This is a genomic window from Nonomuraea sp. NPDC050540, from assembly GCF_044457485.1.
In the GTDB taxonomy this organism is placed as follows: domain Bacteria; phylum Actinomycetota; class Actinomycetes; order Streptosporangiales; family Streptosporangiaceae; genus Nonomuraea.
On the sequence record NZ_JBITHA010000002.1, the window covers coordinates 449,538 to 464,011 of the forward strand.

The 14,474-nt window shown below is 73.1% G+C and carries 6 protein-coding genes; all 6 read left to right on the forward strand.

The annotated features are described in order from the left end of the window. Nucleotides 1–9 precede the first annotated feature (9 nt). From ACIBI5_RS08540 to ACIBI5_RS08565, 6 genes are read left to right on the forward strand one after another with little or no spacing between them, the layout of a single operon-like run. On the forward strand, nucleotides 10–195 hold the full coding sequence (locus ACIBI5_RS08540) for an MbtH family protein (RefSeq protein ID WP_379610453.1): 186 nt from the start codon (nucleotides 10–12) through the stop codon (nucleotides 193–195). Then, nucleotides 192–6,479, forward strand: coding sequence for an amino acid adenylation domain-containing protein (locus ACIBI5_RS08545; protein ID WP_397244601.1), 6,288 nt, complete (start codon nucleotides 192–194; stop codon nucleotides 6,477–6,479). Before ACIBI5_RS08540 ends, ACIBI5_RS08545 begins: the two co-directional genes overlap by 4 nt. Continuing rightward, complete coding sequence (locus ACIBI5_RS08550; protein ID WP_397244603.1) at nucleotides 6,476–10,318, forward strand: amino acid adenylation domain-containing protein; 3,843 nt, start codon at nucleotides 6,476–6,478, stop codon at nucleotides 10,316–10,318. The genes ACIBI5_RS08545 and ACIBI5_RS08550 overlap by 4 nt, the downstream gene beginning before the upstream one ends. Further along, nucleotides 10,293–11,567, forward strand: a complete 1,275-nt coding sequence (locus ACIBI5_RS08555; protein ID WP_397244605.1) for an MFS transporter — start codon at nucleotides 10,293–10,295, stop codon at nucleotides 11,565–11,567. The genes ACIBI5_RS08550 and ACIBI5_RS08555 overlap by 26 nt, the downstream gene beginning before the upstream one ends. Nucleotides 11,568–11,569: 2 nt before the next feature. After that, nucleotides 11,570–12,460: a TauD/TfdA family dioxygenase gene (locus ACIBI5_RS08560; protein WP_397244607.1), complete on the forward strand. Its 891-nt coding sequence runs from the start codon at nucleotides 11,570–11,572 to the stop codon at nucleotides 12,458–12,460. Then, a complete protein-coding gene (locus ACIBI5_RS08565; RefSeq protein ID WP_397244609.1) occupies nucleotides 12,457–14,247 on the forward strand; it encodes an amino acid adenylation domain-containing protein in 1,791 nt (596 codons plus the stop codon). The genes ACIBI5_RS08560 and ACIBI5_RS08565 overlap by 4 nt, the downstream gene beginning before the upstream one ends. Nucleotides 14,248–14,474: the final 227 nt, after the last annotated feature.

Sequence of the window (14,474 nt, forward strand, 5' to 3'; positions counted from 1 at the left end):
GAGCTCGCGATGCCGGACTTCAAGGTAGTGATCAACGACGAGGAGCAGTACTCCGTCTGGGCCGCCGACCGCCCGGCGCCCGCAGGCTGGCGGGAGTCCGGCTTCGCCGGCTCGCGGCAGGAGTGCCTCGACCACATCGACCAGGTCTGGACGGACATGCGGCCGCTCAGCCTGCGTACGGCCATGGGCGGATGAGCATGGAAGGCTACGTGCTCCCCGCCTCGTTCGGGCAGGAGCGCCTCTGGTTCGTGGACCAGATGGAGCCCGGTCTGACGGCGTACAACATCGCGTTCGTCAAGCTGCTGCGGCGCGGCCTGGACCCGGACCGGTTCGAGGCGGCGCTGCGGGAGCTGGTGAAGCGGCACGAGACGCTGCGCACCGGGCTGGAGCTGCGCGACGGCGAGCTGGCGCAGATCGTGCTGCCCGAGCTCCACGTGGACGTCGAGCGGACCGACCTGCGCGGGCTGGACGAGAGCGAGCAGGCGGCGCGGCTGGCGGAGATCCACGCCGCCGACGCCGCCCGCCCCATCCCGCTGGACCGGGCGCCGCTGTGGCAGACCAAGCTCTTCCGGCTGAGCGAGGACGAGTGGCAGGGGTTCTTCCTCTTCCACCACATCATCTTCGACGGCACCTCGGTGGAGATCTTCATCACCGACCTGGCCGCCCTCTACGACGGCAAGACCCTGCCGGAACCGCCCATCCAGTACGGCGACTTCGCCGCCTGGCAGCGCGGCCGGTGGGACAACGGCGAACTGGCCGACCAGCTCGCGTACTGGAAGAAGCAGCTGGCCGAGCCGCCGCCCCCGCTGGAGCTCTCCCCGCGCGCCCCCGACCCGGAGATCTCCCGGCACGCGGGCGGCGACGTCGGCTTCGACCTGCCGCCCGAGCTCACGCGGCGGGTGCGCGAGCTGGCGGCCGCCCGCGGCGCGACGCCGTTCGCCGTGCTGCTGGCCGCCCTGCAGGCGCTGGTCGGGCGGCTGACCGGCCGTGAGGACGTGCTCGTGGGCACGCCCGTCTCCGGACGGGACCGGCCCGAGACCGCCGGGCTGATCGGCATCATGGTCAACACCGTGGTGGTGCGCGGTGACTGCCGCCGCGAGGTGCCGTTCACCGAACTGCTCGCCCAGGTGCGGGCGAACCTGCTCGACGCGCTGGACAACCAGGAGGTGCCCTACGAGCGCCTGGTCGAGGAGGTACGCACCGAGGGCGCCGACGGCGAGCCGCTGCACCAGATCGTCTTCAACCTGCTGCCGCTGGCCGAGAACATCCAGCTGCGCAACGGCACCGCCAAGGTCGACCTGCTGATCGACCTCGTCGAGGAGGGCGACCGGATCAGCGGGCGGATGGAGTACGCCAAGGCCCTGTTCGACTTGGAGTGGGCCGAGAACTTCGCCGCCCGGTACCGGCTGCTGCTCGGCGGCGTGCTCGCCGATCCGGCCACTCCGGTGGGGCGGCTGCCGATCCTGCTGCCCGGGGAGGAGCCGCGGGGCCGTACCGGGGAGATGCCGGAGCGCAGGAGCGTCACGGAGGTGTTCGCCGCGCTCGTGCGCGAGCGGCCCGGCGCGGTGGCGGTCGCCGACGCGGACGGCGGCGCGCTGACCTACGGCGAGCTGGACCGGCGCTCGGGGCGGCTGGCCGCGCTCCTGGCCCCGCACGCGCGGCCGGACACGCCGATCGCGGTCCTGCTCGGCAACGAGGTGGAGCTGGCCGTCGCGGTGCTGGCCGTGCTGAAGGCGGGCGCGGCGTTCCTGCCGCTGGACGCGCGGCATCCGGTGGAGCGGGTGCGCTACCAGCTGGCCGACTCCGGGGCGACCGCGATCGTCACCGGCCGGGCGACCAGGCTGCCCGAGACGGGGCTGCCGATCCTCGACCCGGCCGACGCGCCCGGCGAGGCGGCGCCCGCGGTGGCGCGGCATCCCGGCCAGCTCGCGTACGTGATCTACACCTCCGGCTCGACCGGGCGGCCGAAGGGCGTGGGCGTCGCCGACGGCGAGCTGACCGCCTACGTCTCGGGCGTCACCGGCCTGCTCGGCCTCGCGCCCGGCCGCCGCCTGTCGATGCTGCAGCCGCTCACCTACGACTTCGCGATCACCGTCTTCTTCGGCGCGCTGCTGACCGGCGGCACGCTCCACCTGGTGCCGCGCGAGCTGGCCACCGACGCCTACTGGGTCGCCGAGCACCTGCGCCGCGAGGCCGTCGACATCTACAAGGTCACGCCGTCGCACCTGGCCGCGCTGCAGAGCGGGCTGCCCGACCCGGCCGCGCTCCTGCCCCGCCGCACGCTCGTGCTCGGCGGCGAGGCCTCACGCTGGGAGTGGGTACGCGAGCTGCGCGCCGCGGCCGGTCCCGAACGGTCGGTCGTCAACCACTACGGCCCCACCGAGACGACCGTCGGCGTGCTCGCCCTGGCCGGTGACCAGACGCCGCACGGCGCCGGAACCATCACCCCGGTCGGCCACGCGCTGCCCCACGCCACGGCCTACGTCCTGGACGCCGGCCTGCGGCCGGTGCCCGACGGGGTGCCCGGCGAGCTGTGCGTGGGCGGCGTGAGCGTGAGCCGCGGCTACCTCGGCCGCCCGGCCTCGACCGCGGCGGTCTTCGTGCCCGATCCGTTCTCCGGCGTGCCGGGCGCCCGGCTCTACCGGACCGGCGACCGGGCCAGGCGGCTGCCCGACGGCTCCGTGGAGTTCCTGGGCCGGGCCGACGACCAGGTCAAGATCCGCGGGTTCCGCGTGGAGCCCGGTGAGGTGCAGGCGGCGGTCGCCGCGTACCCGGCCGTGCGCGAGTGTGCCGTCGTGGCCCGCGACGGCGAGCTGACCGCCTACGTGGTCGGCGCGGTCGAGGCCGCCGCGCTGCGGGCGCACCTGGCCGAGCGGCTGCCCGACTACATGGTGCCCGCGCACGTCGTCTCCATGGACGGGCTGCCGCTGGCCGCGCACGGCAAGCTCGACCGCTCCCGACTGCCCGCGCCGGCCGCCGCCGCCGCGAGCGCGGGCGCGCCGCCGTCCGGCGCGAGCGAGGAACTGGTCGCCGCGTTGTTCCGGCAGTTGCTCGACTGCGGCCCGGTCGGCAGGGACGACAGCTTCCTGGAGCTCGGCGGCCACTCCCTGCTCGCGATCAAGCTGATGAGCCGGGTCAGAACCGCCTTCGGGGCCGCGCCGCCACTGCGCGCCCTGTTCGAGAACCCGACCGTCGCCGGGCTCGCCGCGAAGATCGACGCGGCCCTGAGCAGGCGGGGCGAGCGGCTGCCGCCGGTCGTGCCGGTCCCGCGCGGCACCGGCCTGCCCGCCTCCTACGGCCAGCGACGCCTGTGGTTCCTCGACCAGCTCGAACCGGCCGCCGCCGTCTACAACACGCACGTCTGCCTGCGCGTGCGCGGCGACCTCGATCCGGTACGGCTGGCGCGCGCCCTGCTCGGCGTCGCCGACCGCCACGAGGTGCTGCGAACACGGCTGGAAGAACGCGACGACGACCTGATCGTGCGGGTCGAGGACGAGCCCGAGGTGCCCTTCGCCGTCACCGAGCTGCCCGGCGGCGGACCGGCACGGGCCCTGCGGCTGCTGGAGGAGGAGGGTTCGCGGCGCTTCGACCTGACCACCGAGCCGCCGCTGCGCGCCCACCTGGTCCGTATGGCGGCCGACGACCACGTCCTGCTCGTCACGCTGCACCACGTGGTCAACGACGCCTGGTCGGCGGTGCTGTTCCAGCGCGAGCTGGCCGAGATCTACGCGGCCCTGGGCGAGGACCGGCGGCCCGGCCTGCCGGAGCTCCCGGTGCAGTACGCCGACTACGCCGCCTGGCAGCGGGCCCGGGTCGAAGGGCCGTTGCGGGAGACGCAGCTGGCGTACTGGCGTGAACGGCTGGCCGGGCGGCCCGAGCGACTGGAACTGCCCGCCGACCGGCCCCGACCGGCCCGGCGGAGCTACGCGGGGGCGAACGTGCCGATCAGCGTTCCGGCGCCGCTGGCCGAGCGGCTGCGCGGGCTGGGCGCCGAGGAGAACGCCTCGCTGTTCATGACACTGCTCGCGGCCTTCTCGGTCCTGCTGGCCCGGCACTCCGGCCAGGACGACATCCTGGTCGGCACGCCCGCGGCGAACCGGCCCAGGCCCGAGGTGGAGCCGCTGCTCGGCTTCTTCCTGAACACGCTGGCCGTCCGGGCGGACCTGTCGGCGGACCCGACCTTCCGCGAGCTGCTCAAGCAGGTCAGGACGACGTCGCTGGAGGCCTTCGCCAACGACGAGGTGCCGTTCGAGGTGCTCATCGAGGACCTGCAGCCGCGCCGTGACCTGGGCGGCACACCGCTGGTGCAGGTGATGCTCAGCCTGGAGGACGCCGAGCGGCCGCCGGTGTCGGCAGGCGGGCTGCGGTTCGAGTGGCTGCCGTCGGGGACCGCGCACGCCAAGTTCGACCTCACGCTCTATCTGCGGCGGGAGTCGGACGGGCTGCACGGCATCCTGGAGTACCGCACCGACCTGTTCGACGCGGGCACGGTCGAACGGCTGGCCGCCCGCTTCCTCGCGCTGCTGACCGCCGCGGTGGCCGATCCGGACCGGCCGGTCTCCTCGCTGCCGCTGCTCACCCCTGCCGAGAACGCGCTGATCGAGGAGTGGAACGACACCGGCTCGTTCGCGTCGTCGCCGTCGTTGCCCGAGCTGCTGGCCCGGCAGGTGGCGGCGACGCCGGAGGCGGTGGCGGTGGTGGGGCCTTCCGGTGACGCCCTGACTTACGCCGATTTTTCGGGACGGGTCCGGGGGTTGGCCGGTGCGCTTCGAGCGGCCGGGGCCGGGGCCGGGTCCGTGGTGGGGGTGTGCCTGCCGCGGAGCGTGGATCTGGTGGTGGCGGTGCACGCGGTGGTGACCGCCGGGGGCGCGTACCTGCCGCTGGAGCCCTCCCATCCCGACGAACGGCTGACCTTCCTGACCGGCGACGCGGGCGCCCACGTGATCATCACCGACGCGGCCGACCGCTTCCCCGGCCACACGACCGTGCCCCCCACCGCCTCTCTGCCGGCCACCGCCCGCCAGTCACCCACCGCATCTCGGTTGCCCACCGCATCTCTGTTGCCGAGCGCGGCGGGCGGGGACGCGGGGGGTGGTCTGCCGGAAATTTCGCCACATGCTCCGGCCTATGTGATCTACACCTCGGGTTCCACGGGCACGCCCAAGGGGGTCGTGATCTCGCATGCGGCCATCTCCAACCGGCTGCGATGGATGTCCGAGGCCTTCCCCCTCACCCCCGGCGACCGGATCCTGCACAAGACGCCGTTCACCTTCGACGTCTCGGTCTGGGAACTGTTCTGGCCGCTCATCACCGGCGCGAGCATGGTCGTGGCCGGACCCGGGGCGCACCGGGACACCGCCGAGCTGGTCCGGCTGATCGGCGAGCACCGGGTGACCACGGTCCACTTCGTGCCCTCGCTGCTGGACGCCCTGCTGGAGGAACGGCCCGCGCTGCCCTCGCTCCGGCGGGTGATCTGCTCGGGCGAGGCCCTGCCCACCTCACTGGCCGGGCGCTTCCACGCCGCCCTGCCGGACGTCGAACTCCACAATCTCTACGGCCCGACCGAAGCGGCCGTCGACGTCACCTGGCACGCCTGCGAACCGGGCGAGAGCCGTACCCCCATCGGAAGACCGATCACCGGCATCCGCGTCGAGATCCTCGACCGGAACGGCGAGCGGGTCCCGATCGGCGCGCCCGGCGAGCTGTGCATCGGCGGCGTCGGCCTGGCCCACGGGTATCTGGGGCGGCCGGGGCTGACGGCGCGGCAGTTCACGCCGTCGCCGCACGGCCGCCTCTACCGCACCGGCGACCTGGCCCGCTGGCTGCCCGACGGCGAGATCGAGTACCTGGGCCGCATCGACCACCAGGTCAAGATCCGCGGCATCCGGGTCGAACCAGGGGAGACCGAGGCGGCGCTCACCGCGCACCCCTCGGTCAGGTCCGCGGTGGTCCTCGCCCGGCGCGGCTCGCTGGTCGGCTACCTGGTCGCCGAGCCGGAGATCGACCTGCCCGCGCTCACCGCCCACCTGCGCGCCCGGCTGCCCGAGCATCTGGTCCCGGCCCAGTACGCGGTGCTGGAGGAGCTGCCGCTCACCCCGAACGGCAAGCTCGACCGCAGCGCGCTGCCCGAACCCCGTCCGGCCGCCGCGCCCGTCCACGAGCCGCCCGCCGGGCCGGAGGAGGAGGCGGTCGCACAGGTGTGGGCACAGGTGCTCGGCGTCGGGGACGTCGGCGCGCACGACAACTTCTTCGCCCTGGGCGGCGACTCCATCCAGTCGCTCAAGGTCGTGGCCAGGCTGCGGGGCCGCGGCTACCGGCTGGCCCTGGAGCGGCTGTTCACGCACCAGACCGTGCGCGAACTGGCCACCACGCTGGAGCACGGCCCCGCCGCCGAGAGCGCTACCCGCGCCGCGTTCGGCCTGCTCGGGGCCGGTGACCTGGACCGCATCAAGCGACGCTTCCAAGGAGGGCGACCATGACGGCGCTGCAGGACGCCTACCCGCTCACCGCGCTGCAGGCGGGCATGTTGTTCCACAGCTCCTACCAGGAGGGGTCGCCGACGTACCACGACGTGTTCACGCTCGTGCTGCACGGACGCTACGACGCCGCGGCGCTGCGTGCGGCGCTGCGGGAGGTCATGGCGCGGCACCCGGTGCTGCGCACGTCGTTCGACCTCACCGGCTTCGAGGAACCGCTCCAGCTCGTGTGGGACGAGGTCGAGCCGCCGCTGACCGAGGTCGCCGAGCCGATCGGGGCCTGGGGCGAGGCGGAGCGTGGCCGGGCGTTCGACTACGGGGACGCGCCGCTGTTCCGGGTGGCGGTGGAGGTCAGGGGCGCGGCGGAGTTCGGGCTCGGGCTCAGCTTCCACCACGCGATCCTGGACGGCTGGAGCGTCTCCACGCTCACCGGCGACCTGCTGCGCCGCTACTCCGCGCACCTGGCGGGGACCCCGCTGCCGGTGGAGCCGCTGGAGCCGAGCTTCCGCGACTTCGTGGCCACGGAGAAGGCGGCGATCGCCGACGAGAAGACCGCCGGGTTCTGGCGGGACCTGCTCGACGAGGCCCCCGACGGCGTCCTTCCCCGGCTGCCCGGCTACCGGGCCGGTGACACCGAGCAGGCCGTGTCCCGCCCGGTCGCCATGGACGAGCCCGTGGTCGCGGGCCTGGCGGAGGCGGCCACGCGGTTGCGGGTGCCGCTGCGCACGGTGCTGCTCGCCTGCCACCTGCGGGTCCTCGCCCTGCTCACCGGCGAGGGCGAGGCCGTAACCGGCGTGGTCACACACGGGCGGCCCGAGCACGAGGCGGCGGGCGAGGTGCTCGGGCTGTTCCTCAACACCGTTCCGTTGCGGGTACGCACCGACGTGCCCACCTGGGAGGCGCTGATCAGGGGCGTCTTCGAGACCGAGGTCGCGCTCCATCCCCACCGCCACTACCCGCTCTTCGAGATCCAGCGGCTCACCGGGCGGGCCCCGGCCTTCGACGCGCTCTTCGACTACCGGGACTTCAAGGCCTACCGCGAGCTGGGCGGGGATGGCCTGGCCGTGTCGGAGACCGAGTTCTTCGAGCAGACGAACCTCGCCTACGCCGCCAACTTCACCTGGTCGCCGCGGACGCGGCGGCTCGGGCTGACGCTGAAGTACGACCGCACGCAGTTCGCCGCCGGCCAGATCGAGCGGGCTGCCGCGTACTACCGGCGGGCCTTCGCCGACGTCGCCGCCGACCTGGCCATCGATCCGCGGGAGAGCGGCGGGTACGTGGCGGCGGACGCGGCGATGATCGCCGGGTGGAACGCCACCGGGCCGGGCGTCCCCGGCACCCTGCCCGCGCTGCTGGCGGCGCAGGCGGAACGGACGCCTGAGGCCGTGGCCGTGGTGGGACCCTCCGGCGACACCCTGACTTACGCCGATTTTTCGGGACGGGTCCGGGAGTTGGCCGGTGCGCTTCGAGCGACCGGGGCCGGGGCCGGGTCGGTGGTGGGGGTGTGCCTGCCACGGAGCGTGGACCTGCTGGTGGCGGTACACGCGGTGGTGACCGCCGGAGCCGCCTATCTACCGCTGGAGCCTGCCTATCCCGATGAACGGCTCGCCTTCCTGACCGGCGACGCCGACGTCCAAGTGATCATCACGGAGGAGGCGGGCCGCTTCCCCGGCCGCACGACCCTCTCCCCCGTGGCCGCGCAGGAGGGCGGCCCGATGCCGGAAATCTCGCCACACGCTCCGGCCTATGTGATCTACACCTCGGGCTCCACCGGCAACCCCAAGGGCGTGGTCGTCTCCCACGCGGCCATCTCCAACCGCCTCCTCTGGATGTCGGACGCCTTCCCCCTCACCCCCGGCGACCGCATCCTGCACAAGACGCCGTTCACCTTCGACGTCTCGGTCTGGGAACTGTTCTGGCCGCTCATCACCGGCGCGGGAACGATCGTGGCGGGCCCCGACGACCACCGCGACACGGCGGCCCTGACCCGCCTCATCCGCGAACACGCCGTGACCACCCTGCACTTCGTCCCGTCGATGCTGGAGGCCCTGGTCGAGGAGACCCCGGTCCTGCCGTCGCTCCGGCGGGTGATCTGCTCGGGCGAAGCCCTGCCCACCTCACTGGCCGAACGCTTCCACACCGCCTTCCCCGGCGTCGAACTCCACAACCTGTACGGCCCGACCGAAGCGGCCGTCGACGTCACCTGGCACGCCTGCGAACCGGGCGAGAGCCGTACCCCCATCGGAAGACCCATCACCGGCGTCCGCGTCGAGATCCTCGACCGGAACAACGAGCGGATCCCGATCGGCACCCCGGGCGAGCTGTGCATCGCCGGAGCCGGGCTGGCCGACGGGTACCGGGGGCGGCCGGGGCTGACCGCCGCCCAGTTCACCCCGCACCCGGACGGCGGGCGCATGTACCGGACCGGCGACCTGGCCCGCTGGCTGCCCGACGGCGAGATCGAGTACCTGGGCCGCATAGACCACCAGGTCAAGATCCGCGGCATGCGGGTCGAACCGGGCGAGGTCGAGGCCGCGATCAGCCTGCACCCGCACATCAGGAGCGCCGTCGTGGTGCCGTACAAGGGCGGGCTGGCCTGCTACGTCGTGCTCGAACCCGGCACCGTGGCCGAACTGTCCGACGTCACCGCGTTCCTGCGGGCGCGGCTGCCCGAGCACATGGTGCCGGGCGCGTTCCTGTCGCTGGAGCGGCTGCCGACCACGGCCAACGGCAAGCTCGACCGCAAAGCGCTGCCCGATCCGGCTCCGGCGCCGCGCCCGCCGTACGAGGCGCCGCGGGACGAGCTGGAGGAGCACCTCGCCACGTTGTTCGCCGACGTGCTCGGCGTGGAAGAGGTCGGGATCCGCGACGACTTCTTCGCCCTTGGCGGCCACTCCCTGCTCGCGCTGCGCCTGGCCATGCGGCTGCGCCAGGACCTCGGCCGGGAGGTGCCCGTCGCCACGATCCTGCCCGCGCCCACGGTCGCCCAGCTCGCCTCCGCGCTGCGGCACGACGCGGACACGCCGATCGGCAAGGGGTGGATCGTCCCGCTGCGCGAAGGCGGGGACCGTACCCCCGTCTTCCTCGTCCACGCGCTCGGCGGCGAGGTCTTCCGCTACCAGCCGCTCGCCACGGCGCTCGGCGAGGACCAGCCCGTCTACGCGATCCCCGCGCACGGCCTGGCCGAAGGCGAGACGCCGCACGCGACGATCGCCGAGATGGCCGAGGCCTACGCCGCCTATGTCCGTTCGGTGCGGCCGCACGGCCCGTACGTGCTCGGCGGGTTCTGCATCGGCGGCAACATCGCGCTGGAGGTGGCCAGGCGGCTGCGCTCGGACGGCGAGGAGGTTCCGGCCGTCTTCCTGGCCTGGTCCTCGGCCGACGAACCGGTCGTACGCAGGTCGCTGGAGGACGACCTGGAGCTCATGGGGCACGCGCTGGCCGGCGGGCTGACCACGGTGGACATCCAGGAGTTCAGGCACCTGGAACCGGCCGAGCAACTGCTGTCGGTCATCAACGCCGCCTCCAGCGAGGGCACACTCCGGCAGCGACCCGACGACCTCGCCTACATCCGGCGCTACCTGGACGTCTTCCGCGCCAACGCCCACGCCGTCGGCCACTACACCCACGAGCCCTACGACGGCCGCGCCGTCCTGCTCATCCCCGAGGGTGACGGCGTCTCCCTCGACGAGGACTACGGCTGGCGCGCGGTCTGCGACCGGCTCGACGCCGGTTACCTGCCCGGCGCCCGCTTCAGCTCGTTCTTCCCGCCCTACGTCGCCCGCACCGCAACCGAATGGAGGAGGTGGATGGATCATGGCACAGGAGACGACGGCCAGTGATGCGCCGCCCGAGACGCCCAGCCTGTGGAAGCACAGGGACTTCCTGAAGTTGTGGAGCGGGTTCACCGCCTCCGCCTTCGGCAACGCCGTCACCGAGGTGGCCTTCCCGCTCGTCGCGATCGTCCTGCTCAGCGCCTCGGAGGAGCAGCTCGGCTTCCTCGGCGCGATCGGGCGGGTGCCGATGCTGCTGTTCCTGTTCGCCGGGTTCTGGGCGGACCGGTTCCGCAAGCGGCCCACGATGATCGTCACGGACGTGGTGCGCGGGTTCGCGCTCATGCTCATCCCCGTGCTCTGGCTGACCGGCTCGCTCAACCTGGTCTGGCTGGGTTTGGTGTCGTTCGTACTGGTCACCATGTACGTGTTCTTCGAGGTGGCCAACATGTCGCACCTGCCGTTCCTGGTGGGGCGCGAGCAGCTCGGCGACGGCAACGCCAAGCTGCAGCTCAGCACCTCGGTCGGCAAGATCGCCGGGAACACGCTCGGATCCGCGCTGGTCACCACCGTCAGCGCCGCCGTGATCCTGGTCATCGACGTGGTCTCGTTCTTCGCCTCCGCGGTCCTGTGCGCGCTGATCAAGAAGGAGGAGCCGCGGCAGGATCCCTCCGAGGACAGGCCGGGCGTGATCTCCTCGATCAAGGAGGGGCTGGTCTGGGTCTGGCGGCAGCCTCTGGTACGGCCCGGCGTCATCGCCAGCGGCTTCTACATGTTCTTCTTCACCGGCATCCAGGTGCTGCTGCCGTTCTGGATCACCAAGAGCCTGGGCATGGAGCCGTACTGGGTGGGTGTGATGTTCGCGGTCGGCGCTCCGGGGGCGATTCTCGGGTCGCTGCTGGCCGTACCGGTGATGAAGCGGATCGGCATGGGGCCCGGCTTCTTCTGGGCGACCGTGGTCGGCAACGGCTCGCTCATCCTCATCGCGCTGGCCACCGGGCCGTTCTGGCTCGCGCTGACCATGATCGGCATCTCGCAGTTCCTGCTCGGCGTGACCGGCCCGATCGCGGGCGTCAACCACACCGTGCTCAGGCAGGGCGCCACACCCGACCGGCTTCAGGGCCGCGTGATGGCCTCGCAGCGCGCCGTCGCGCTGGCCTTCGCGCCCGTCGGCGCCGCCCTGGCCGGACTGCTGGCCGCCGGGATCGGCGTCCGGCCCACGCTGATCATCTGCGCGCTCGGGGCGCTCGTCCCCGTGGTCATCCTGGCCCTGTCCCCCGTGCCCCGTACCCGCGCGATGCCCACCCCTCAGGAGTGACCATGCCTGCCACCACCGTCGCCACGCTCGACCACGCCGACCCGGTGAAGACGGCCGAACTCCTGCTCGAGCACGGCGCCGTGCTCCTGCGCGGGCTCGGCGTCTCATCCGCCGAGGAGTTCCACACGGTGGTACGCGCGTTCGGCGAGCCGTTCACCACCTACCGGCACGGCAACTCGCCGCGCGAAGCCGTACACGAAGGCGTCTGGACCTCCACCGAGTACCCGGCCGAATACCGCATCTCCCTGCACAACGAACTCTCGCAGGCGGCGCTGTGGCCCGAGCGCCTGTTCTTCTGCTGCCTCGACGCCGCCGACACCGGCGGCGCCACCCCGATCTCGGACGGCCGCGCCCTGCTGGCCGCGCTCGACCCCGAGGTGCGCGAACGCTTCACCACCCGCGGCGTCACCTACCTCCAGAACCTCCACGGCGGTTTCGGCCTGGGCAAGTCCTGGCAGGACACCTACGAGACCGCCGACCGCGCCGAGGTCGAGTCGGTCCTGAGCGCGGCGGGCGCGCGGTTCGCCTGGAGCGACGAGGGCGATCTCCGCGTACGGCAGACGCGCCCGGCCACCAGGAAACACCCGCTGACCGGCGAGGAGGTCTGGTTCAACCAGGCCGAGCAGTGGCACGTCTCCTCCCTGCCCGCCGACGAGGCCGAGGCGCTGCTCGGCCTGGTCGAGTCGGAGGAGGAACTCCCCCTGCACGCCCTCTACGGCGACGGCGCCCCCATCCCCGCCGCCGATCTCGACCACGTGCGCGAGGTCGCCCGCGCCGGCGAATGGGCCGAGCCGTGGCGGGAGGGCGACGTCCTGGTGATCGACAACATGCTGGTCCTGCACGGCCGGCACGCCTTCACCGGCACGCGCAAGGTCCTGGTGGCGATGACGTGAGCACGCTCGTCGTCCCGGAGCACCGGGAGTTCCGCGCCGAGTGGCTGGCGGAGTCGATCCCCGCCCGCTTCCTGGCCGCCGCCCGTACCCACCCCGACCGGCCCGCGCTCGACGGCCTCACCTACGCCGAACTCGCCCGCCGCGCCGGGCGGGTGGCGTCCGCGGTGCGCGGGGCGCGGCGGGTGGCGCTGCTGCTCGACCACGGCGCGCAGACGATCGCCGCGATCCTCGGCACGCTGGGCGCGGGCGCGGCCTACGTACCGCTCGATCCGCGCTATCCGCCGGTACGGCTGCGCCGCATGGCCGCCCTGGCCGACGCGGACGTGGTGCTGACCTCGCCCGGCCACCTGGCTTCGGCGGGTGAGCTGCTGGAGGGGTGCCGCGTGGTGGACGTGACCGCCCTGGCCGGGGAGTCGTCGTCCGGCTGGGTGCCGGTGGATCCGGACTCGGCGGCGTACATCCTGTTCACCTCCGGCTCGACCGGGGAGCCCAAGGGGGTCGTGCAGACGCATCGGGGGGTGTTGTTCCAGGTCGCCGCCCACACGAACAACCTGCGGATCGGGCCGTCCGACCGGGTCAGTGTTCTGTCGTCGTTCAGCTTCGACATGGCGGTGACCGACACGTTCTCCGCCCTCCTGAACGGGGCGTGCGTGGTGCCGGTGGACGTGCGGGCGGCGGGCCTGTCGGAGCTGGCCGTCGCCGCCCGACAGATCACCATTTATCACTCCACGCCGACGGTTTTCCGTTATCTGGTGGATGCGCTCGCGGACGGTGAACGGCTGTCGCGCATGCGCGCCATCGTGCTGGGCGGCGAGGCCGTGGTGGGCGCCGACCTGGAGCGCTTCCGCCGCCACTTCGGCGGCTCCTGCGTCTTCGTCAACGGCTATGGCGCCACCGAGATCTCCTTCGCCGTCCAGAACCACCTCACCCAGGCCGACGCCGCCCTCGTACCGGCCGGAGTCGTCCCCATCGGCCGCCCCCTCCCCGGCACCCGGGTCACCCTGGAGCCGGCCGGCCCGGAGGGGCAGATCGTGATCAGAAGCCCCTACCTGGCCGGCTACTGGTGCGCGCCGGCCGGGGACGCCGCCAGGTTCGGCACGGACGCCGACGGCACCCGCTTCTACCTGACCGGCGACCTGGGCCGCCTCCTGCCCGACGGCCAGATCTCCTACCTCGGCCGCCTGGACCGCCAGGTGAAGATCCGCGGCCACCGCGTGGAACCGGGCGAGGTGGAGGCTGCCCTGTCGGCGCTCCCCCGCGTGTCGAAGGCGACCGTCGTGGCCCGAGACGAACACCTCCACGCCTACGTCATCGCCGAATCCGCGGCCGGGCTCCGCGACGCCCTGTCCGAGGTGCTGCCCGAGTACATGCTGCCCACCTCGTTCACCGCCCTCAGCGCCTTCCCCCTGACCCCGACCGGCAAGGTCGACACCGCCGCGCTCCCCGCACACCGGCCGGTCGCCACGCCGTCCACCCTCACCGCCCTGGAAGAGGTGATCGCCGCCGCCTGGCGCACCGCCCTGGACCTCCCCGAGGTGCCCAGGGACCAGAACTTCTTCGACACCGGCGGCCACTCGCTCCTGATGGCCAAGGTCCAGCTCCACCTCGAAACCGCTTTGGGCCGCCGCCTCCCCCTGACCACCCTCTACACCCACCCCACCATCGCCACCCTGGCCCACCACCTCACCCAGCGGCCGACCCCCGAACCCACCCCGTCCCCCACGGACCCAACGGACCGCATGACCCGCCGCCGCCAGTCCCGCCGCGACCGCCCCACCCCACCCTGACTCCGCGCCCACAGCCCCGCCCGCACACCCCGTGCCCAGACCCCCGAGCCCACCGCCCGGCCCGCACACCCCCAGCCGACCCACGCCCCGGTCCCCTTGAGTTACGACCGCTCACCCCACGGGCTCCTGTCCCCTCCGAACGCCGGGCGACCGCCCTGCGGTCCCGGCGGACATCCCGGCGTTCCGGCAGCGACGCCGGATCCCGGCTGGTCGAGCCGGAGATCCGG

Coding starts and splice junctions, on each gene's coding strand:
- ACIBI5_RS08540 (WP_379610453.1), top strand. CDS start 10: ATGCCGGACTTCAAGGTAGTGATCAACGACGAGGAGCAGTACTCCGTC.
- ACIBI5_RS08545 (WP_397244601.1), top strand. CDS start 192: ATGAGCATGGAAGGCTACGTGCTCCCCGCCTCGTTCGGGCAGGAGCGC.
- ACIBI5_RS08550 (WP_397244603.1), top strand. CDS start 6,476: ATGACGGCGCTGCAGGACGCCTACCCGCTCACCGCGCTGCAGGCGGGC.
- ACIBI5_RS08555 (WP_397244605.1), top strand. CDS start 10,293: ATGGCACAGGAGACGACGGCCAGTGATGCGCCGCCCGAGACGCCCAGC.
- ACIBI5_RS08560 (WP_397244607.1), top strand. CDS start 11,570: ATGCCTGCCACCACCGTCGCCACGCTCGACCACGCCGACCCGGTGAAG.